The sequence below is a fragment of the Actinomyces oris genome (genome assembly GCF_001929375.1).
Lineage (GTDB): Bacteria > Actinomycetota > Actinomycetes > Actinomycetales > Actinomycetaceae > Actinomyces > Actinomyces oris_B.
This window is the reverse complement of the sequence record NZ_MSGO01000033.1, coordinates 1-20,441: the sequence shown is the minus strand read 5'-3', so window position 1 is coordinate 20,441 and position 20,441 is coordinate 1. Positions and strand designations below refer to the sequence as shown.

The following is a 20,441-nucleotide window of genomic DNA, read 5'->3' as shown; positions in this document are numbered from 1 at the left end:
CTCTTCAGCAGCGGGGGCTGCACACGATGTGTGCGGCCCCCGCGTTGCCTCGCGGCTCAGAAGCGCTCGGGGTAGCCGAGCTGCACAGAGGTGACCTCGTCCAGGGCGTGGCGGATCTGAACCGGGAGCTCCAGGTCGTCGGCCGACAGCACACCCTGGAGCTGAGCCGGAGTGCGGGCGCCCACAATGGTCGAGGCGATCCCGGGGGCGTCGCGGGCCCAGGCGAGTGCGACCTCGACCGGCTTTCGGTCCAGGCCCGAGGCGGCAGTGGCCACGGCCTCGACCACGCCCCGGTGCGAGTCGCCCAGGTAAGGGGACACGTAGGAGCGCAGGTGAGGGGAGGCGGCCCGTGAGTCCGGTGGAATCGTCGCCCGGTACTTGCCGGTGAGCACGCCCCTGCCCAGGGGCGCATACCCCAGGATACCGAAACCCAGGGCCTGCGAGGCGGGCCGCAGCTCGCGCTCGATGCCCCGGGAGAGCAGCGAGTGCTCCACCTCGACGGCCGCCAGCCCCGGAGCCCGGCCGCACTCGCTGAGCAGGTCATGCATGCGCACCGATGCCCAGGCGGGGTGGTTGGCGATGCCCACGTACCGGGCGCGCCCGGAGGAGACGGCCAGGCTCAGAGCGTGGGCCGTCTCCTCCAAAGAGGTGCTGGGATCGGGCACCTGGACCAGCAGAAGGTCCAGGTGGTCGGTGCCCAGGCGGGCCAGACTGGTGTCGAGCGTGTCCAGCAGCGAGCCGCGGGAGGCGTCGGCCACTGAGGACCGCTCCCCGGTGCGCCAGGTGCGCACTCCAGCCTTGGAGACCAGGACGAGGTCCTGGCGGTCCACGTGCTCGCGCAGGAGCGCCCCGATCACCTCCTCGCTGACGCCCTCGCCGTAGGAGGCGGCCGTGTCCACGAGCGTGCCCCCGGCATCGAGGAAGATGTCGAGCTGTTCCTTGGCCTCGAGCTCGTCGGTGTCCCGGCCCCAGGTCATCGTGCCCAGGCCCACGGAGGACACGCGCAGGCCGGTCTGGCCGAGTCTCCTGTGCTCCATAGGCCTAACCGTAGCGGCTCGGGCTACTTGCGCACGGTGATGGTCCAGGCCGCGTCGCCGGTGCGCTCGAACTCGGTGACGGTGTGTCCGTTGTCGGCGGCCCAGGCGGGCAGCGTCTGGGTCCCCTGGGTGCGGTCGAAGCCGATGACGAGCTCGTCGCCGACGCTGAGCTCCTCCATGGCCTCTTCCGCCTCGATGACGGGGAAGGGGGCAGACCTGACCGGTGGTCTCTAGAACAGTGCGCATGAGTGACTCCTTGAAACGATGTGATGAGGGTGCGGGGGGCGGTTGGGGCAGCGAGATGGTCGCGGGGTTTTGGCGAGGCCTCAGACGGTGGCGGGCACGCGCGAGGCGGCGCGTTCGGCGCAACGACGCTGCCGGGGACGGATGAGCAGGAACCAGGCGGCCACCCCGACCCCCAGCACCTGGAAGACCAGTGCGATCCAGCCCTGCCATGACAGGAGCGAGGTCTGCACCAAGGGCATTGCCGATGGAGCAGCCGCCGGCCCAGGCAGCGCCGACACCCACGAGGAATCCGGTGACCAGAGGGTTTCACTGCTTCTTCAGCAGCACAGGCCACGTCATCCGGCGGGGGAGTGAGGTGGGAGGCCTGGCTGGACGTGGCTGATGAGGCGCCGTCTCAGGGGCGCCAGGAGCCAAGGAGAATGATCTGTCTGAGACCGCCTCAGAACGCCCGAACCAGGCAGCGTATACACATGCCGGCTCCGCGCGAGGCGGTGCGGGCTGTGTGGACCTGGACGACATTCATGTGCTTCCCCATGAGGAACTGGGAAGTGCGTGGCGACGGTTGTCAGCCGCCATGGGCTGTAACCGACGGCTTCTGGCCGTGGCAATTCCTCGACGGTGGTCGAGATCAGGCAGCAGTGCGGCGGGCACTTAGGAGGCGGGCGATCCCGTCCTCGGGCACCTGCGGGGTGGCGCCGCCGAAAAGCGGGCACTGGGCCTGGAAGGCGCACCAGTCGCACAGCCGAGAGCGGCGAGGGCGGAAGGAGCCGCTGCGAGCGCAGTCCTCGACCTCGTCCCACAGGTGCGCCAGGCGCGTCTCGGTCCGTTCCAGCTCGGCCAGGCGAGGGTCGTGAGTCAGGACCCGTCCGTCCTTGAGGTAGACCAGCTGGAGGCGGGCCGGCGCCCGGCCGCGCAGGCGCCACAGGACCAGCGCGTAGAAACGCATCTGGAACAGCGCCTCCTCCATGAAACGTGTGCCGGGGCTGCGCCCGGTCTTGTAGTCGACCACTCGCATGGCGCCGTCGGGTGCCACGTCCAGACGGTCCACGAAGCCCCGCAGGAGCAGACCGTCACCGGTCTCGGTCTGGACGAAGAGCTCGCGCTCGGCCGGCTCCAGGCGCTGGGGGTTCTCCAGGGTGAAGTAGGTGCGAATGAGTCCGCGGGCCTCCTCCAGCCAGGTCTCCACGTGGCCGGCGTCCTCGAACAGGTCCATGACCTCCGGGTTCTTCTCCCGGTGGGAGGCCCACTGGCCGGGCAGGAGCTCGAGGGCCGCCTCCGGGAGACGATCTGAGGCCGGAAGATCGTAGAGACGTTCCAGCACGCCGTGGACCACCGTGCCCTTGTGCGTGGCCAGCGAACCGGGCTCGGGGAGGCGGTCGACCGTGCGCAGACGGAACATGAGCGGGCACTGCATGTAGTCCTTGGCCCGGGAGGGGGACAGGGCAGCGCGGCGTCCACCGCCCGAACCTCCTCCGGGGCCACCACCGGCGCCCGGACCGGTGGGCCTGATGCCGGCCTGGGGCGATGAGCGAGGGACGGTGTTCGGCGCAGGAGACATGGGCACGACGCTACCGCGAGGAGGTGACACGGCGTCGGATCTGGCCGGAGGAGACGAGCGTTCCTCCACAGACCGCGCTCGCGGGTGCAGACATCCGCGGCTGTGGCCGCCGAGCGGATGCGGCGCCCCGCACCCGACGGCGTTAGGCTCGCGCCCATGCCTGCCTCCACATCGACCGGCGAGTGGGTGATCGCCCGCATCGGCGGTGCCCCCGTCGTCATCTCGCCGACCTCTCTCCTACTCGGCCTGCTCATCGCCGGCAGCTGGTACCCGCTGGTCTCCTCCGCCCTGGGCGTCTTCGGGACCACAACGGTGCTGCTGGTGGTGGTTGCCACGGTCCTGGGCGTTGCGGCCTCGGTCCTGCTGCACGAGCTGGCCCACGGGCTGGCGGGTACCCTCATGGGCAGGCGCCCCGCCCGCTACGAGCTCTACCTGTGGGGAGGGCGCACCTCCTTCGGGTCGGCGCGTGACTGGAACGCCTGGAAGGACCTGGTCACCTCCCTGTCGGGGCCGGCCACCAACCTGCTCATCTGGGGCATCGGAACCCTGGCGCAGAACTCGGTCTCACTATCGGTTCCCGTCGTCTTCACCATATGGGCCGTGGCCCTGGTCAACCTGGCCCTGGCCGTCTTCAACGCCCTGCCGGGTCTTCCTCTCGACGGCGGCTATGCCCTGGCGGCACTCGTGGTCCAGGTGACCGGCAACCGCAGGCTCGGCCTCAAGGTGGCCGCCTGGGGCGGGCTGGCTGTGGTCGGCGGCGTCGTGTGGTGGTGGATCCTGCGCCCACTCGTGCTGTACGGCCGCCAGCCAGACGTCTTCAACCTCGTCCTGGTCATCATGGTGGGATGGTCGATCGTGGCCTCCAGCTGGCAGGTGCTCGAGCTCGGGGGAGGTACCCGGGCCGCCTCGAAGCTGGACCTGCGCGAGCTGGCCAGGCCCGTGCGCGTCGTCGGTCCCGACACGCCCGTGTCCCAGGCACGTGAAGCGCTGGCGCAGGGAGCCGCACTCGTCCTCGTCACTGACGGGCCCGAGCTGGTGGGCACGGTTGATGAGGCCTCCCTCAAGGAACTCGGGCTGATGGACGCAGAGGGCTCGGCACCTGTGGTCGGGGTGACCGTGAGACAGGTCTGCACGGTACTGCCGGCAGCGGCGGTGACCACCGAGCTGACCGGGCAGGCGGCCGCCGACGCCATGAAACGGGCCCGGGAGGTCTCCCGCTGGCTCGTGCTCGTGGAGGCGGGGAGCCTGACCGGCGCAGTCCCCACCGGCGCGCGCTGAGCAGTCGCGGGGGCCACAGCGATCAGCTGCCCCTTCAATTTAGGAGTGGAAGCTCCAGGTCGTAGGCCAGGACGACAGCACGAGCCAACTCATGCTCCTGCTTCTCAGTGAGAAAACCAATGTTGCGGCCCAGGAACTGCGAGGGGATGGTGACGACGTTGTCGAGCGAGATCGCACTGGGGTGATCCAAGCCGTTGATGGTCCCCACCTGCACCTCACTTGACAGTCCCTTGGCTGTTGAGGTGATGGGGGCAACCGTCACCTTGGTCATGCTTGCGCGGGCAGTATCCCGAGTCAGGACAAGGACGGGGCGGGTCTTGTCCAGGTGAGCCAAACAGATCTCTCTCACGTCTTACTCGTCCAGCGAGAAGGAATGGACCGACCACGTGACCAGCTCGTCAAGATCATTGGAAGTGCCGCGCTGCTCCAGGATCCTCACGTCATTGAGAGCAGCCTGTCGGCGCATCTCTCGTTCAAGCGCTTGAGCCACGAGCGCGGCACGGCTTGGAGTGCGTCCCTGGGAAACTGCGTCGTCGAGAAAGGTGACCATGTCGTCGGGGAGTCGGACGGCGATCTGAACAGACATGCTTCCATGATACCGAGATGCATCCCATAGTGGGATGCATGATTCGAGGTGAGCGTCGCGCTGACACGTTGAGGACCTACACTCGCACTGATGAGCGAGCAGACTGAGCACATGGTGAACTCACCCACGGAGTCCTCCCAGCGCCCGGCCCCCCAGGCGATCCTGGGGCAGGCCGGCCGCCGTGGCCCCTTCCGCTACGGCGAACGCATCCAGGTCACCGACACCAAGGGCCGCAAGAACACCTTCCTGCTCGACCCCCACGGCTACTTCCAGTCCGTGCGCGGCTCCTTCCGCCATCGAGACGTCGTCGGCATGGACGAGGGCAGCGTCATCGAGACCGACACCGGTCACGAGCTGCTCCTGCTGCGCCCGCTCCTGGCCGACTACGTCCTGTCCATGCCCCGCGGCGCCCAGGTGGTCTACCCCAAGGACTCCGGACAAGTCATCGCCATGGGGGACATCTTCCCCGGCGCCCGCGTCCTGGAGGCCGGCGTCGGCTCCGGTGCACTGACCATGAACCTGCTCTCCGTCATCGGGGAGGGCGGCCACCTGTTGTCCATCGAGCGCCGCGAGGACTTCGCCCGGATCGCCGCCTCCAACGTCGACGCCTGGTTCGGCCGCCACCACCCCGCCTGGGAGCTGCGCACCGGGGACTTCGCCGACGTCGTCGCCGCCCGGGTGGAACCCGGCAGCATCGACCGGGTGGTCCTGGACATGCTCGCCCCCTGGGAGAACGTCGAGGCTGCCTCTATAGCCCTGGCGCCGGGCGGACTCTTCCTGGCCTACGTGGCCACCGTCACCCAGCTCTCCCGCACCGTGGAGGCCCTGCGTCACATCGGCCTGTTCACCGAGCCCGAGTCCTGGGAGTCCATGGTGCGCACCTGGAACGTCGATGGGCTCGCCGTGCGCCCCGACCACCGCATGGTGGCGCACACCGGCTTCCTCCTGACCGCCCGTCGCCTGGCCGCGGGCTCCCGCCCCCTGACCCGCAAGCGCCCGCCCTCCCGCGGCGCCTATGACGAGGGCGGCTACTGGCTTCCCGACGACGTCAAGGAGCGCACCAGCACCGACAAGAAGGTCCGCCGCGTTCTGCGTGACTGCCGGGCCAAGCAGCCCACCGACGCCACACCCGTTCGCAGCGGGAGCGCGGACGACGGCCAGGACGGCGCTGAGGATGTCTGAGACGTCTGCGGTCGGCGCCGGCGCGGCCCAGCCACTGGGGATGCCCGCCAAGGACTTCACCAGCCACCAGCTGCGTGAGGCCCGCGCCCGGGCCGTCAGCCTGGCGGCCAAGAACGAGCGCCTGGTGGCCGCTCTGGGCACCGCCCGCGAGCGCATCGCCGAGCTCGGCCAGCAGCTCGATGCCGTCACCCACCCCCCGGTCACCCTGGGACTGCTCATCGGCCTTCCTCGCACGATGGAGACCGCAGGCGCCGCAGCAGACGCCCCCCGGGCCCGCGAGGTCGCCGTGAGCCTGTCCGGCCGCCAGATGCTCCTGCACGTCCACCCCGGCGTCGATGACGCCGAGCTGCAGGTCGGGCGGCTCGTGGCCGTCAACGACCAGATGCTCGTCGTCGCCACCCTCCCCGAACCGTGCACCGGCGAGGCCGTCACTCTCGAGGAGAGCCTTGATGACGCCCGCGTCCTGGTGACCACCGGCGCAGGAGTCACCCGGATCCTCAACCTGTCCTCGGCTCTTGGCCGCAGCGCCGGGACCGGTGAAGGGCTCAGGCCCGGCGACACCCTGGCCGCCGACCTGCGCGCCGATATCGCCACGGCCCGCATCGAGCGCACCAGCGTCGAGCAGCTGGTCGTTGCCGAGACACCCGACGTCTCCTGGTCGGACATCGGGGGCCTGGGGCCGCAGATCGAGCAGATCCGCGATGCCCTCGAGCTGCCCTTCACCCACCCCGAGCTGTTCCACGCCTACGGCCTGCGCGCCCCCAAGGGGCTGCTGCTCTACGGCCCGCCCGGCTGCGGCAAGACCCTCATCGCCAAGGCCGTGGCCACCTCACTGGCCGGCTCGCCCAGCTCCTGCGGTCCCAAGGGGCGCTCGCCCGCGTTCCTCAACATCAAGGGCCCCGAGCTGCTGAGCAAGTTCGTCGGTGAGACCGAGCGGCAGATCCGCGCCATCTTCGACCAGGCCCGCAAGGCCGCTGCCGAGGACCGGCCGGTGGTCATCTTCTTCGATGAGATGGAGGCCCTCTTCCGCACCCGCGGCACCGGCGTGTCCTCCGACGTCGAGACCATGATCGTGCCCCAGGTCCTGGCGGAGATCGACGGCGTGGAGTCCCTGCGCAACGTCGTCATCATCGGGGCCTCCAACCGTGAGGACATGATCGACCCCGCCATCCTGCGCCCCGGGCGCCTGGACGTGAAGATCCGCATCAACCGGCCCGATGCAACCGCTGCCGAGGAGATCCTCACCCGGCACCTCACCGCCGACCTGCCCCTGGCCCCGGCCGAGCTCGCGGCCCACGGGGGAGACCGCGAGACCACCGCCGCCTCCTTGCGCCGCGTCGTCATCGAGGCCCTCTACGTCCGCGACGAGGCCACCGCGGTTCTGGAGATCACCGAGGCCCACACGGCCGGCGGCACCTCCACCCGTGTCCTTCACCTGGCCGACCTGACCAGTGGCGCCATGCTGGCCGCCATCGTCTCGCGCGCCAAGACCGCCTCCATCAAGGATGAGCTCGCCGGGGGAGAGGGCGGGCTGAGCGCAGCCAGGCTCCGCTCGGCCGTCGAGACCGAGGCGCGGCAGAACGAGGAGATCACCGGCGCCACCACCCCCGATGGGTGGGCTCGGCTCATCGGCGCCCGCGCCTCGCAGATCCTCAGCGTGCGCAGACTCGGCAAGGAGAGCACATGAACGACGTCGGCTTTCAGCCCGGTCCGGTGACGCGACCCGTCGGCCTGGAGACCGAGTTCGGGGTCCTGCGCCTGGGCGACGCCTACGCCAACCCCGTGGTCCTGTCCACCGGGGTGGTGGAGGCCTACTGCGTCGGCGCCGGCGTGCCCACGGTGGGGTGGGACTACGAGGGCGAGGATCCCCTGGCCGATCTGCGTGGCGGCAGGCTCCGGCGCTCCGCCGCACACCCCAGCCAGCTCACTGACGACCCCGCTCAACCGGCGCCGTCGGGCGACGCGCCATCGGCCGCCATGGGGGAGGGGGGCGACCTTCCGCCTGCACCCTGGGGGTCGCGCGCCCGCCCCAGTGCCGCCGAGGCGGCCCTGCCCCGGGCCACGACGGCGGTCCTGGTCAACGGCGCCCGCTTCTACGTGGATCACGCCCACCCCGAGTACTCCTCACCCGAGGTCCTCACCCCCCGCGATGCCCTGGTCTGGGACCGCGCCGGTGAGGTGGTCGCCCGGCGCGCCATGACGGCCCTGGATAAAGGCAGCGCCGATGCGCCGGCGCAGATCGTCCTGTACAAGAACAATGTGGACGGCAAGGGCGCGGCCTACGGATCCCACGAGAACTACCTCGTGCGGCGCGACGTGCCCTTCGAGGAGCTGACCGCGGTCCTCACCCCCTTCCTCGTCACCAGGCCCGTCCTCGCAGGTGCCGGCCGGGTCGGCATCGGGCAGCGCAGCGAGCACCCCGGATTCCAGATCAGCCAGCGCGCCGACTACGTCGAGTCCGAGATCGGCCTGCAGACCACCTTCAACCGCCCCATCATCAACACCCGCGACGAGCCGCACGCCGACAGTGTCCGTTGGCGCCGCCTCCACGTCATCAACGGCGACGCCAACCGCTTCGACGTTCCCATCTACCTCAAGGTCGCCACCACCGACCTGCTTCTGTGGTTCCTGGAGCAGGCGTACACCGAGGGCTCCGACCGGTTCAAGGAGGCTCTGACCCGCCTCAGGCGCCTGACCATCACCGGCGACCCCGTCGAGGAGCACTGGGCACTCTCTCACGACCCCACCCTCTCCTACGAGCTGCGCACCCAGTCCGGGTCCATGACCGCCCTGGCGATTCAACGTGCCTTCCTCGACATCATCAGCCCGGCCGTCACCCGTGTGGAGGACGCTCAGGCCCATCACGCCCTGGCTCTGTGGAGGCAGGTCCTCGACGCCCTGGAGAAGTGGCGCCACGACGGATCCGGCCCGGCCGCCCAGATGGTGGAGTGGGTCGCCAAGTACGAGCTCTGTGAGGGACTGCGCCGCAGGTCGGGAACCGGCTGGGACGATCCCCGTCTGGCGGCTCTCGACATCCAGTGGGCCGATCTGCGCCCGGGGCGGTCCGTCGTCGACAGGCTCGACGCCGCCGGCAGGATCCACCGGCTGGTCTCCGAGGCGGAGACCCAGCGCGCGGCCGACACACCCCCCGAGGGCACACGTGCCGCCATCCGGGGAACCGCCATCCGCCGTCACCCGCAGATCGTGGGGGCATCCTGGACCTGCCTCCTCCTCGACGTGCCGGGCGCCCCCGAGCTGGCGCGTCTGCGCCTGCCCGACGACGTGGTCGTCGGCTCCGATGAGACGGCGACCGTCCTGGAGGAAATTGGTCGCCGGGCGGAACCTGAGAGACACTGGGCCTTACAGCACGCTCACCAGCGGTGCGCGGCTGGGCAGGACGAGTGAAGGAGCAGCACATGACGCCGCAGCACGCCAATCAGTCCCATGGGCAGGTCCGTCGCGCCGGCGTCGAGACCACTGCAGCGGACACTGACCAGGCGATCAGCGCCAGTACATCGTCGTCGGCCGGGCAGACCAGCGACGTTGACAGCATCCTCGACGAGATCGACTCGGTCATTGAGACCAACGCCGCAGCCTTCGTCCAGGGCTTCGTCCAGAAGGGCGGCCAGTGAGCATGAGCGGCTCACGGCCCTTGGCACGGCGCATCATCGGGGTGGAGACCGAGTACGGCATCACCTGCGCCCCGACCACCGACGGGCCCCCTCCCATGGACGCCGACCACGCTGCCCGTGAGCTCTTCGATCCCGTGGTCCAGCGCTCGCGCTCCTCGAACGTCTTCACTCGCGGGGGTGCTCGCCTCTACCTGGACGTGGGCTCCCACCCCGAGTTCGCCACGGCCGAGTGCGACCGCCTCGAGGACGTGCTCGCTCAGGACCGCGCCGGTGAGCTCGTCATGGCCGATCTCGCCGAGCAGGCCAATGCCCGCCTGGCAGCCTCAGGTGTTCCCGGGCGGATCCACCTGCTGAAGAACAACCGCGATGCCGAGGGCAACGGCTTCGGGTGCCACGAGAACTATCTCGTGCGCCGTCGTGGAGACTTCTGGAACGACGCCCGCACTCTCGTACCCCACCTGGTGACCCGACAGATCCTCGTTGGCGCAGGCCATATCGCGGCAGGCGGGGAGACTCGTCCCGCCGACGACGCTCTCAGCGGCTACGTCTTCTCCCAGCGGGCCGACCAGATGTGGGACGCCGTCTCCTCAGCCACGACCCGGGCCAGGCCGCTGATCAACACCCGGGACGAACCACATGCCGATGCCGAGCGCTACCGGCGCATGCATGTCATCGTCGGGGACTCCAACATCGCTCAGGGATCCACCCTGCTCAAGGTGGCGGCCATGGACCTGCTCCTGGACTACCTGGAGCACGGGGAAGACCTCGGTGACCTGGCCCTGGCCGATCCGATGAGGGCCATTCGAGACACCTGCCATGACATGACTGGAGGGGTGCTCCTGGAACGAGTCGACGGGCGGACCATCACACCGTTGGAGATGCAGACCGAGCACCTCGGACGTCTACGCGACCACATCGCACAGGACATCGAGGTCACTGCTCTCCACACCGCCGCGCTGGAGCTGTGGGAACGAGGGCTCGAGGCCCTCCGCATGCAGCAGCCCGAGTCAGTGGACACGGAACTGGACTGGGCGGTCAAGCACCGGCTGCTGACCCGATACTGCCAGCGGCACGACACCGATCTGACCGATCCCCGGGTGACCCGCTTGGCCCTCGCCTACCACGATGTCTCGCCCGGTCAGGGCCTGCGACAACGGTTGGAGAGCACCGGGCTCCTGCGCCGATTCGTCGATGATGAGACCTGCCGCCGGGCGGTGGACACCCCGCCCGCGACAACGCGTGCACGCCTGCGTGGCGCGGTCGTCGCCAAGGCCGAGGACCTGCGCCGCGATGTGAGCGTCGACTGGGTAGGAGTTCGACTCGACGACGGCGTCGGCTCACCTGTTACCCTGAGTGATCCCTTCTGTGCCGTGGACGAGCGCATCGATGCACTCCTGGAGAGCATGGAGCGTTCGGCCACCGATCTTCCCATCGGGGTGTGAACGGTGAGGTTCACGGCACCGGTAAGGCGACTGACGGAAGACGCAACATGAGTACTACCTCCTCCCCGGATCCCGAAGCGGGCATGCCGCTGACGCGGCGTCAGCGCCGTGCGCTCGAACGTGCTCAGCAGGCCCAGCAGGAGGCGCTGACCCAGGACCTCCCGGCACTGTCCCAACCTGCTGTGCAGACAGGCCCCGCCGGTACTCCGTCCCCCAGTGCCCGACCCGCAGCCGGCACACCGACGCCTCGCACTGAGCCGCAGCCTCTGCCTGAGCAGCAGGCTCCGGGCCGACCCTCCGTCCCTACGTGGGATGCCTCCCATCGTGGGCGACCCGTGACCGGCGTGCAGACAGCCACGGTGCCGCAGGCCAGCAGCCATGATCGTCACGGCTCGTCCATGCCGACTGCGCGAGCTGATCGAGACGCTCCTGCTGATGAGCCCAAGCATCCGCAGGACGAGGCGATCACCGGGGCACAGGAAACAGAACCGACGCAGCGGCGGCCTCCCCTGGGCGGCCCGCTGGGGCGCATGCCCCGAGGTCCTCTGGCGGTCGGCCTGATCGGTGTCGTCGTCCTTGCCATGATCCTGGTGCCGCTGGCCGTCAACAAGCTCGTCTCCGGAAGGAACGGCGCTGGTACCAGCACCGCGGCCCAGTCGACCGTGCTGGACGGCAACGCCCCCCTCAGCCAGCTGCTGAAGGTCAGCGGACGGGTCGGATCGGGGGTGGCGCCCTCCATCGAGCTGAGTGAGGACGCCTCTTTGTCAGCTCCCAGCTCGGTGCTGACCGACATCGTCCAGACCGGGCAGGGGCGTGCGGTCTCCGAGGGGACCCCAGTGATCCTGCAGGTCTCGCAGTTCTCCGGTCTCAACGGGCGCAACACGACGGGTAACGAAGAGGGGTACAAGCTCTGGCAGGGTCTGCTCGGTCCTGATGTGGGGGACTACATCAACGCGGCGGTCTCCGGCCAGCGTGAAGGCACCCGCGTCGTTCTTCGCGAACCGGCCGAGGAGGAGGACGGCTCCCGGACGGCGAAGATCACCGTCGTCGATCTCCTGCCCACCACGGCAACGGGGGAGGCGAGGCAGCCGGCTGCAGGTACCCCCTCCGTGACTGAGGGACCGGACGGCTCCATCACCGTCAGCAGCACCGGGCTTCCTGCGCCAACTCGAGTGTCCACCGAGATCCTCATCAAGGGCACCGGTCCTCAGATCGGTTCCCAGGACCGTCTTATCGCTCGTACCACGATGGTCAGCTGGGCCACGGGGCAGCCCCTGGAGAAATCGACCTTCGGCCACCAGGAGCCACCCAAGCAGCTCGACATGAGCAACGCCCTGGTGGGAGTCTCTCAGAACCTGGTTGATATCACGGTCGGCTCTCGAGTGGTCCTCTCACTGCCCGCCGAGCAGGCACAGGGGAAGGAACCAGTCGTCGTGGTGATCGACGTCCTCGCCAAAGATCCTGCTCAGGCTCCCGCAGCGTCCGCAGGACGTGCGGGCAGCGAGTCGAGCGCCACCCCTCACTCCTCCACCGGCCCGACATCCAAGGACCAGTCATGAGCGTTGCCATTCGCATCATTCCCTGCCTGGACGTCAAGGACGGGCGTGTCGTCAAAGGCGTCAACTTCCAGGGACTCAAGGACGCCGGAGATCCCGTGGAGCTGGCCTCCCGCTACGGCGCTCAGGGTGCCGATGAGATCACCTTCCTGGATGTCTCAGCCTCGCACGAGGGACGTTCCACCATGTTGGACGTGGTCCGCCGTACTGCCGAGCAGGTGTTCGTTCCACTGACTGTTGGTGGGGGAGTGCGCTCGGTCGACGACGTGGATCAGCTGCTGCGGGCGGGGGCGGACAAGGTCGGCATCAACACCGCGGCCATCAACCGTCCCGAGCTGCTGACAGAGGTGGCACAGCGTTTCGGCAACCAGGTGGTCGTCCTGTCGGTGGATGCGCGTCGGTGCCCTTCCGGCGTCTCGACGGCCTCCGGCTTCGAGGTGACGACTCACGGAGGGCGAACCTCCACCGGTATCGACGCCGTTGCCTGGGCGGTTCGAGGGGCCGAGCTCGGTGCCGGTGAGATCCTCCTGAACTCCATGGACGCCGACGGGGTCACCAAAGGATTCGACACCGAGATGATCGACGCCGTTCGTCAACGGGTCCGAGTACCGCTCATCGCCTCCGGCGGTGCCGGTTGCCCGCAGGACTTCGTCACCGCGGCCAACCACGGTGCCGACGCCGTTCTGGCAGCCTCAGTGTTCCACTACGGAGTGATGACCATCGCTGAGGCCAAGAATGCTCTGCGAGACGCAGACCACCCGGTGCGTTAACAAGTATGAGAGACTGGCTGCGGTTGTGGCGCCGGTGTACCGCCCCGTCCTGACGCCCGCGTAGTCACGTCCTAGGAGAGTGTGTGAGCCGCTGTTCTATGACAGCGAGTATTCTCTGCTGCTGATTCACTGTTGGGACACGGATTCTGCGTCACTCTGATTTATCTATTTGCTAGGATGGGAGTCAGGTGAGAGGTGGCGGGGTTTAGGGCGGGCGCCGGCGCTGCGCCGGGGTGGCGCCGGGGTGGCGCCGCGAAGTGGCTGGCTTTGCGTGCTGCGTGAGGCCTGTTATACTCCAGCAACATACTGTCAGTGTCAACATCGCCGAACCCTATCTACACGGAGAGATGCTATGAGCAACATGGGTCCCTACCCCAACGGTCAGTACAATCAGCAGCCCGGAGGATATGTCCCCGGTGGATTCGGTCCTCGCCCTGATGAGAAGAACTCGCTTGGGATCTGGTCCCTCAGCCTTGGGCTTGTCAGTTTCTTCTGCTGTGGTCTCGTCACCGGTATCCCCGCTATCATTGTGGGGTATCTGGGTATTCAGGCGGCGAACGAGGGACGCGCCACCAATAAGGGCATGTCCATTGCAGGCATTGTGCTGTCGCTGGTTGGTACCGTGCTGGCTATCGTGCTCTACTTCACTGGAGTGACGGCGCAACTCATGAGCGGATTCCAGTCCTAGGTCCTCGTCTCCCGTCTTCGCTCCGCTGCGCAGAGGTATCGTCAGATGCCTACGCGGCGGAGTGAGGACTGTGGGGAATTGAATACCGAGACTGATGGGGCGCTCTTCTCATCGAGGTGCGCTGTCGGTCTCGGAGTGTGATATGTGTGCTCGTGTGGGATGGGTGCCGGGCTTCGCCTTCGGGGAGGTATGATGAGTGACTTGAATCCTTACCAGGCAGATCCCTATCGTCAAGGAGCCGCTGGTGCCCCTTACCCTACTGACTCGGATGCTGGCTCCCAGCCCGGTTCAGGCACGTCGTCAGCCCCGGACGGGTACTACAGCACTGATTATCCCGGCGATCCGTCGACCCCCTTCCCAGTGGCTCCAGCAGGCCAGGTGCCCCCTTATCCGCAAGCCGGCCAGCAACCGTACAGCCAGGCCTACGGGAATCCCTACAGTCAGCAGTACCCCTATCCGCCACCTTATTATGGCCCTTATCCGCCATATGGTCCGGGTGCATATTGGGGGGCGTTCTACGATCCGCGTCGACACGAGGCCAACGACCTCGGCGGATGGGCGCTCGGGCTCGGTATTGCGAGTATCTTTGTGAACTGCTTGTATTTGGGGGCAGTCCTGGGAATACCGGCGATCATCGTGGGAATCAAGGGGATGCACGCTGCCGATGAGGGGCGTGCATCCAACAAAGGAATGTCGATAGCGGGGGTGGTGACGGGAACCATAGGCTCTATCATCAGTGCTGGTTTCCTCCTGCTGTTCATGGTGGTGATGCTTCAATGAACTGCAGGTCTGAGGGATGCTGTGCGAATGCCTCAACAAGCCTCGACCGCTCCGGTGCGCACCCGGGATCTGGAAAGCGGATCGGACTGGGCCTTCTGATGGTTCTGCCCGCCTTGCCGGGTGGTCTCATCGTGTTGCGTGCTCTGACTCTGCCTCGCAGCTCTCCGGGGCTTCCCGACCTCTGCCCGCTCCACCGCACCACAGGGCTGTGGTGCCCTCTGTGCGGAGGCACCAGGGCGACTCGGGAGCTCATGCACGGCGACCTGTGGGCCGCCATGGGTTACAACCCCTTTGCGCTCGTGCTGGAGGCGGCGGTCGTTCTTCTGGTGGTGCGCTGGCTGCTCGCAACTGCTCGGGGCCGACGACAGCCGCTCGTCACCGGTGGGGAGGGCATTCTTCTCGGGGTGGCGCTGGCTGTGTTCGCGGTGGTGCGCAACCTGCCCGGCATGTGGGTCTACCTCGGCCCGCTACTCGGTCCGCCGGGCTGAGCGCCACCTGGCGTGCATAATGCGGTTGTGGCTCTCGATTCTCAGATCTCCGCGCGTCTGAAGCGCAACGCCGACGGCCTGGTCTGCGCCGTCGTTCAGCAGCACGACTCACGTGAGGTCCTCATGGTGGGGTGGATGGATGATGAGGCCCTCCGGCGTACCCTGACGGAGGGACGAGTGACCTTCTGGTCGCGGTCGCGGCGCGAGTACTGGCGCAAGGGGGATACGTCCGGACATGCGCAGTACGTCAAGTCCGTGCATCTGGACTGCGACGGCGACGCCCTCCTGATCGAGGTCGATCAGGTCGGAGCCGCCTGCCACACCGGCGAGCGCAGCTGCTTCCTCGCCGGCGGCGATCTGGGCGCGCACGTGGGAGGGCGTCCCAGCTGACCACTCCTCGGTCAGTGCGGTTTGGCGATTTGCAACAGACGGCCTTGGGCCGTCACGATGGATACAGACAGGCGCTCTGCCGGAGCGCCGGCAGGTGACATCGGGGAGGTGTGTGATGACCTCGTTCGAGGCGATGGTGGCCGAGGCCAAGGCGGCCGCCGACCGTCGCGCTTCGCTGGTTCCCCTGGCCCGCCTGCGAGAGGCCTCCCGCCTGGTTCCCGGAGCCATCAGCGCCCTGTCCAGCCTGCGCACCGATGACCGTGCGGTCACGGTGATCGCTGAGGTCAAGCGCTCCACGGCCACGTTCGCGGACCTCAGCGGAGTCGGGGATCCGGGGATGCTGGCCTGCTTCTACGCCGCCGGTGGCGCCGCCTGCGTCTCAGTGGTCACCGGTCCGAGCGCCACACGAGGCTCCCTCAAGGATCTGGACGCCGTCAGGGCCTCGGTGGATCTTCCCGTCCTCGCCAACGACCTGGTGGTCACTCCCTACCAGGTGCACGAGGTCCGGGCTCACGGCGCCGACCTGGTCATGCTCGACGCCCGCCTCGAGACCCTGGTGCTCGAAGGGCTCATCGAGAGGGTCCACTCCCTGGGGATGGGGGCCGTCGTCGAGGTCCGTACCCGCCGTGAGGCGCTGACCGCGGTCGATGCGGGCGCCTGCATCGTGGCCATCGACACCCGCGATCCCGACACCCTGGCCGTCGACTGCGGCCTGTTCGACCAGGTAACGGACGTTCTGCCGACGCAGGTCGTGCGGATCGCGGCCGGAGGAGTCAGAGGCCCGCACGACGTCATGACCTTCGCGCGCTGCGGCGCCGATGTCGTCCTCGTCGGCGAGGCCATCATCCGCTCCACCGACCCCCAGCAGTTCGTCGCCGAGCTGGTCGCCGCCGGCGCCCATCCGGCTCTGATCCCATCCGCCCATCGAGAGGTTCTCTGAGTGCCTGTCGCCACCCTTTCCGCCGTGATGCCAACGATGCCAATGATGCCGTTCGCGGCCGCGCTGCCCGCAGGCATACCGAGCCCGTCCTCGGCCGTGTGGTACCTCGGCCCCATCCCGGTGAGGGCCTACGCGCTGTGCATTCTCACCGGGGTCTTCGTGGCCGTGTGGTGGTCGGACCGACGCTACCGGGCCCGGGGAGGCCGACCGGAGCTGGTCCTCGACGTCGCCATCGTGGCCGTGCCGGCTGGGATCGTGGGTGCCCGTCTCTACCACGTGATCTCCTCGCCCGACGACTACTTCGGCCCCAACGGCGACCTCGCCCGTATCCCGCAGACATGGCAGGGGGGCCTGGGAATCTGGGGAGGCATCGCCGGCGGGGTCCTGGCCGGGGTGCTCCTTCTGCGTCATCGCGGCCTGCGTGTGGCTCCACTGGCCGACGCCGTCGCCCCGACGCTGCTGGTCGCTCAGGCGATCGGCCGACTGGGCAACTGGTTCAACCAGGAGCTCTACGGCTCCCCGACAACGCTGCCCTGGGGACTGCGGATCGACGACGCCCACCTGCCAGCGGGTTCCACCTACCCGCCGGGGACCCTGTTTCATCCGACCTTCCTCTATGAGGCCCTGTGGAACCTGGCCGGGGCGGTCCTGCTGGTATGGATCGGCAGAAGGATGCTCGCCCGCAGCGGTGTCACGGGCGGGAGACTGCTGTGGGTCTACCTCATGGTCTACACCGCCGGCCGGGTGTGGATCGAGATGCTGCGCATCGACGAGGCCGAGACGGTCCTCGGCCTGCGGCTGAACGTGTGGACCTCGATCGTCATCTTCCTCGTCGGCGCCATCGGACTGGCCCTCTCCTCCCGACGACCCCTGAGCGATGCCATTGACAAGCCGGAGCGCGGGGCGAGGAAGGACCGCTCGGCGGCCGAGGAGGACGACCCCGCCGAGGACGACTTACCTGAAGACGCCTCACCGGTGAAACCTGCCGCTGCGGCGTCGGCCGCCCAGGAACAGGCGGATGCGTAGAGGCTGAGTGGGGGACCGGGCCCGCCACGCAGGTGGGGGAGAACCGGGTGAGGATGGTCGCAACCTGACAAGTGACGGAATTCCTCCTCGTGCACAGGGCCCGGTGTCCCGTATTCTAGACCCATGCGTAGAGCCAAGATCGTATGTACCCTCGGACCCGCTACTGACTCCCCCGAGCAGGTGCAAGCGCTCGTGGACGCCGGCATGAACGTGGCGCGAATCAACCGCTCCCACGGTCGCGCCGAGGACCAGGAGGAGGTCATCGGCCGCATCCGTGAGGCCGCAGCCGCTTCCGGTCGTGCCATCGCCATCCTCGTCGACCTTCAGGGCCCCAAGATCCGACTGGGGCGTTTCGTGGATGACCAGAAGGTCATGCTCAACAAGGGTGACGAGTTCACCATCACCATCGATGACGTCCTGGGCACCGTCAAGCGCGCCTCCACCACCTTCAAGGGGCTTCCCGGCGACTGCCGCCCTGGTGACCGGCTCCTCATCGACGACGGCAACGTCGCGGTGCGCGTCGTGGCCGTCACCGACACCGACGTCGTCACCAAGGTCGAGGTGCCCGGCTACGTCTCCAACAACAAGGGCATCAACCTGCCCGGCGTCGCCGTCTCGGTTCCGGCCCTCAGCGAGAAGGACCGCGAGGACCTGCGCTGGGCCCTCAAGATCGGTGCCGACCTCATCGCCCTGTCCTTCGTACGCGACGCCGATGACATCAAGGACGTCCACGAGATCATGGACGAGGTCGGCGTACGCATCCCGGTCATCGCCAAGATCGAGAAGCCCCAGGCGGTGGAGAACCTCTTCGACATCGTCTCCACCTTCGACGGCATCATGGTGGCCCGTGGAGACCTCGGTGTGGAGATGCCCCTGGAGGCCGTCCCGCTGGTGCAGAAGCGCGCCATCGAGCTGGCCCGCCGCCAGGCCAAGCCGGTCATCGTGGCCACCCAGGTCCTGGAGTCCATGATCCAGAACCCGCGGCCCACGCGGGCCGAGGCCTCCGACTGCGCCAACGCGATTCTCGACGGCGCCGACGCCGTCATGCTCTCCGGTGAGACCTCCGTGGGCGCCTACCCCATCGAGGCCGTGCGCACCATGGCGAGCATCATCGAGAACGTCGAGGAGCACGGAGGGGAGCGCATCCCCGGCCTGGGCTCCTACCCGCAGACACGCGGTGGTGCCCTGACCCGCGCCGCCGCTGAGATGGGTGAGCACCTCGATGTCACCTACCTGGTGACCTTCACCCAGTCAGGTGACACCGCCCGGCGCCTGTCGCGTCTGCGCTCTCCGCTTCCGCTGCTGGCCTTCACCCCGCTGCACGAGACGCGCAACCAGCTCGCCGTCTCCTGGGGCGTGCAGTGCTACGAGGTGCCCGAGGTCCAGCACACTGACGAGATGGTGGCCCAGGTCGACGAGATCCTTCAGGACAAGCACCTGGCCCAGCCCGGGGACACCGTCGTCATCGTGGCCGGCATGCCTCCGGGCACGCCCGGCTCGACCAACTCGATCCGCGTCCACACCGTCGGCGAGACGGGTGACTACAAGGTCTGAGCACCGGCTCCAATCCGTCGAGGGGTCTCCCACCTATTCACCGGGAGACCCCTCGCCCTTTTCCCGGTCACAGCCTCATCGCCGTAGCCACCACTGGGGAGTCAGATCGGCAAGAGTCAGCGTCTTCCCCGCAGCGTAGTCGATCATCACCTCGATAACGCCGAACCGGCTCGGCATCAGCTGCGTCATCATTTCTCGACATGCTCCACAAGGCGGCCCGGTACGGCCGTCACGCATGATGGTCAGAACACGCCGAATCGCATCCTCACCGTTGGTGATCATGTTGAGGATCGCGTTACGCTCGGCACAGATTCCCAGTGTGCAGGCCGTATCCACACAGACACCCGTATAGATTCTTCCCGAGAACGACTCCACTGCGGCTGCGACACCGCCCGCCTCAATGTATGAGGACACGTGACGAGGCTGCTGAACAGCCTTGGCCGCTTCGTACAGTGAGACCCACGTCGTGCTCAAAGGTGTTCTCCATCTGACTGACCCGGTCTGTCCTGAGGCGGGGCTGGGTGGGGGCTTGCTGGTACCTCCGGTGGGACTCGAACCCACAACACTCCGATTTTGAGTCGGATGCCTCTGCCAATTGGGCTACGGAGGCACGCCGCCGGCTCTGCGGGGCGCTAACAGCGAGATCATACTAGGATCACAGCCGTGAGCAATGAGTCCAGCACCACCAAGTCCCGCCGGGTGCTCGTCGCTGAGGACGAGACCCTCATCCGCCTTGACATCGTCGAGACTCTCACCGACGCCGGCTACGAGATCGTCGCTGAGGCCGCAGACGGGGAGGAAGCCGTCCGCCTGGCTGATGAGCATGATCCTGACCTGTGCGTTCTCGACGTCAAGATGCCGGTGACCGACGGCATCACCGCGGCGGAGAGGATTCTCGAGAAGCACAACTGCGCCGTCGTCATGCTGACCGCCTTCTCCCAGACCGAGCTCGTGGAACGAGCCAGCGCCGCCGGCGCCATGGCCTACGTCGTCAAGCCCTTCACTCCGGCGGATCTCGTCCCGGCACTTGAGATCGCCATGTCCCGGCACGAGGAGATCCTCTCCCTTGAGAGTGAGATCTCCGACCTCACCGAGCGCTTTGAGACTCGTAAGCGCGTTGACCGGGCCAAGGGGCTGCTCATGGAGCGCATGGGGCTGAGCGAGCCGGAGGCCTTCCGCTGGCTGCAGAAGACCTCCATGAACCGGCGTCTGACCATGCGCGAGGTGGCCGATGCCGTCATCGAGCAGGTCGGTTCGGCCAAGAAGGACTAAGAGGTCGCGTCAGTAG

General features: G+C 67.8%; 23 protein-coding genes and 1 tRNA gene. 16 read left to right on the top strand and 8 right to left on the bottom strand.

All coding sequences use genetic code 11. From position 1 onward, the window contains the following. Positions 1-56 precede the first annotated feature (56 nt). The 4 genes from BKH32_RS07600 to BKH32_RS07585 form a co-directional block, all read right to left on the bottom strand. Positions 57-1,037 (bottom strand): aldo/keto reductase, encoded by a 981-nt coding sequence (locus BKH32_RS07600; RefSeq protein ID WP_075249376.1) that lies wholly within the window; start codon positions 1,035-1,037, stop codon positions 57-59. Between the two features lie 23 nt (positions 1,038-1,060). Further along, positions 1,061-1,216, bottom strand: a complete 156-nt coding sequence (locus BKH32_RS07595; protein ID WP_252862834.1) for a sulfurtransferase TusA family protein — start codon at positions 1,214-1,216, stop codon at positions 1,061-1,063. Positions 1,217-1,363: 147 nt separating this feature from the next. After that, positions 1,364-1,522 carry a hypothetical protein gene (locus tag BKH32_RS07590; RefSeq protein WP_256691329.1) on the bottom strand — a complete coding sequence of 53 codons (159 nt, stop codon included), beginning with the start codon at positions 1,520-1,522 and terminating at the stop codon, positions 1,364-1,366. 389 nt (positions 1,523-1,911) lie between these two features. Further along, positions 1,912-2,724, bottom strand: a complete 813-nt coding sequence (locus tag BKH32_RS07585; protein ID WP_075249387.1) for a RecB family exonuclease — start codon at positions 2,722-2,724, stop codon at positions 1,912-1,914. Between the two features lie 273 nt (positions 2,725-2,997). On the opposite strand from BKH32_RS07585, the gene BKH32_RS07580 reads away from it, so the two are divergent. Then, complete coding sequence (locus tag BKH32_RS07580) at positions 2,998-4,119, top strand: CBS domain-containing protein (protein WP_075249388.1); 1,122 nt, start codon at positions 2,998-3,000, stop codon at positions 4,117-4,119. 34 nt (positions 4,120-4,153) lie between these two features. Here the strand turns inward: BKH32_RS07580 and BKH32_RS07575 are convergent, their stop codons facing one another. Then, positions 4,154-4,468, bottom strand: coding sequence for a type II toxin-antitoxin system PemK/MazF family toxin (locus BKH32_RS07575; RefSeq protein ID WP_075249375.1), 315 nt, complete (start codon positions 4,466-4,468; stop codon positions 4,154-4,156). Between the two features lie 3 nt (positions 4,469-4,471). Further along, positions 4,472-4,705 carry a YlcI/YnfO family protein gene (locus BKH32_RS07570; RefSeq protein ID WP_075249374.1) on the bottom strand — a complete coding sequence of 78 codons (234 nt, stop codon included), beginning with the start codon at positions 4,703-4,705 and terminating at the stop codon, positions 4,472-4,474. 90 nt (positions 4,706-4,795) lie between these two features. Between BKH32_RS07570 and BKH32_RS07565 the strand changes: the two genes are divergently transcribed. From BKH32_RS07565 to pyk, 14 genes are all read left to right on the top strand, one after another. After that, entirely contained in the window at positions 4,796-5,887 is a 1,092-nt protein-coding gene (locus BKH32_RS07565; protein WP_075249373.1) for a tRNA (adenine-N1)-methyltransferase, read from the top strand. Next, complete coding sequence (gene arc / locus BKH32_RS07560; RefSeq protein ID WP_075249372.1) at positions 5,880-7,574, top strand: proteasome ATPase; 1,695 nt, start codon at positions 5,880-5,882, stop codon at positions 7,572-7,574. Before BKH32_RS07565 ends, arc begins: the two co-directional genes overlap by 8 nt. Further along, complete coding sequence (locus BKH32_RS07555; protein ID WP_075249371.1) at positions 7,571-9,292, top strand: proteasome accessory factor PafA2 family protein; 1,722 nt, start codon at positions 7,571-7,573, stop codon at positions 9,290-9,292. Before arc ends, BKH32_RS07555 begins: the two co-directional genes overlap by 4 nt. An 11-nt stretch (positions 9,293-9,303) precedes the next feature. Beyond that, complete coding sequence (locus BKH32_RS07550) at positions 9,304-9,519, top strand: ubiquitin-like protein Pup (protein WP_075249370.1); 216 nt, start codon at positions 9,304-9,306, stop codon at positions 9,517-9,519. A 2-nt stretch (positions 9,520-9,521) separates the two neighbouring features. Further along, positions 9,522-10,961, top strand: coding sequence for a Pup--protein ligase (pafA, locus tag BKH32_RS07545; RefSeq protein WP_143222765.1), 1,440 nt, complete (start codon positions 9,522-9,524; stop codon positions 10,959-10,961). 398 nt (positions 10,962-11,359) lie between these two features. Then, on the top strand, positions 11,360-12,520 hold the full coding sequence (locus tag BKH32_RS07540; protein WP_256691327.1) for a hypothetical protein: 1,161 nt from the start codon (positions 11,360-11,362) through the stop codon (positions 12,518-12,520). Further along, positions 12,517-13,287 (top strand): imidazole glycerol phosphate synthase subunit HisF, encoded by a 771-nt coding sequence (gene hisF, locus BKH32_RS07535; protein WP_075249367.1) that lies wholly within the window; start codon positions 12,517-12,519, stop codon positions 13,285-13,287. Before BKH32_RS07540 ends, hisF begins: the two co-directional genes overlap by 4 nt. A 352-nt stretch (positions 13,288-13,639) precedes the next feature. Continuing rightward, on the top strand, positions 13,640-13,975 hold the full coding sequence (locus BKH32_RS07530) for a DUF4190 domain-containing protein (RefSeq protein WP_081376739.1): 336 nt from the start codon (positions 13,640-13,642) through the stop codon (positions 13,973-13,975). A 192-nt stretch (positions 13,976-14,167) separates the two neighbouring features. After that, positions 14,168-14,755: a DUF4190 domain-containing protein gene (locus BKH32_RS07525; RefSeq protein WP_252862839.1), complete on the top strand. Its 588-nt coding sequence runs from the start codon at positions 14,168-14,170 to the stop codon at positions 14,753-14,755. 98 nt (positions 14,756-14,853) lie between these two features. Continuing rightward, positions 14,854-15,243 carry a DUF2752 domain-containing protein gene (locus BKH32_RS07520; protein WP_075249365.1) on the top strand — a complete coding sequence of 130 codons (390 nt, stop codon included), beginning with the start codon at positions 14,854-14,856 and terminating at the stop codon, positions 15,241-15,243. Positions 15,244-15,270: 27 nt separating this feature from the next. Continuing rightward, positions 15,271-15,633, top strand: coding sequence for a phosphoribosyl-AMP cyclohydrolase (gene hisI, locus BKH32_RS07515; protein WP_178384580.1), 363 nt, complete (start codon positions 15,271-15,273; stop codon positions 15,631-15,633). A gap of 115 nt (positions 15,634-15,748) precedes the next feature. Then, entirely contained in the window at positions 15,749-16,573 is an 825-nt protein-coding gene (locus BKH32_RS07510) for an indole-3-glycerol phosphate synthase TrpC (protein ID WP_075249363.1), read from the top strand. A gap of 45 nt (positions 16,574-16,618) precedes the next feature. Continuing rightward, positions 16,619-17,599: a prolipoprotein diacylglyceryl transferase gene (gene lgt / locus BKH32_RS07505; protein ID WP_256691323.1), complete on the top strand. Its 981-nt coding sequence runs from the start codon at positions 16,619-16,621 to the stop codon at positions 17,597-17,599. A gap of 123 nt (positions 17,600-17,722) precedes the next feature. Further along, complete coding sequence (pyk, locus tag BKH32_RS07500; RefSeq protein ID WP_075249362.1) at positions 17,723-19,153, top strand: pyruvate kinase; 1,431 nt, start codon at positions 17,723-17,725, stop codon at positions 19,151-19,153. Positions 19,154-19,228: 75 nt separating this feature from the next. Here the strand turns inward: pyk and BKH32_RS07495 are convergent, their stop codons facing one another. Further along, a complete protein-coding gene (locus tag BKH32_RS07495; protein ID WP_178384579.1) occupies positions 19,229-19,567 on the bottom strand; it encodes a cytidine deaminase family protein in 339 nt (112 codons plus the stop codon). 119 nt (positions 19,568-19,686) lie between these two features. Further along, positions 19,687-19,763, bottom strand: a tRNA-Leu gene (locus BKH32_RS07490). A gap of 53 nt (positions 19,764-19,816) precedes the next feature. Here BKH32_RS07490 and BKH32_RS07485 point away from each other — a divergent pair. After that, positions 19,817-20,425 carry an ANTAR domain-containing response regulator gene (locus tag BKH32_RS07485; protein ID WP_075249360.1) on the top strand — a complete coding sequence of 203 codons (609 nt, stop codon included), beginning with the start codon at positions 19,817-19,819 and terminating at the stop codon, positions 20,423-20,425. The last annotated feature ends 16 nt before the right edge of the window (positions 20,426-20,441 follow it).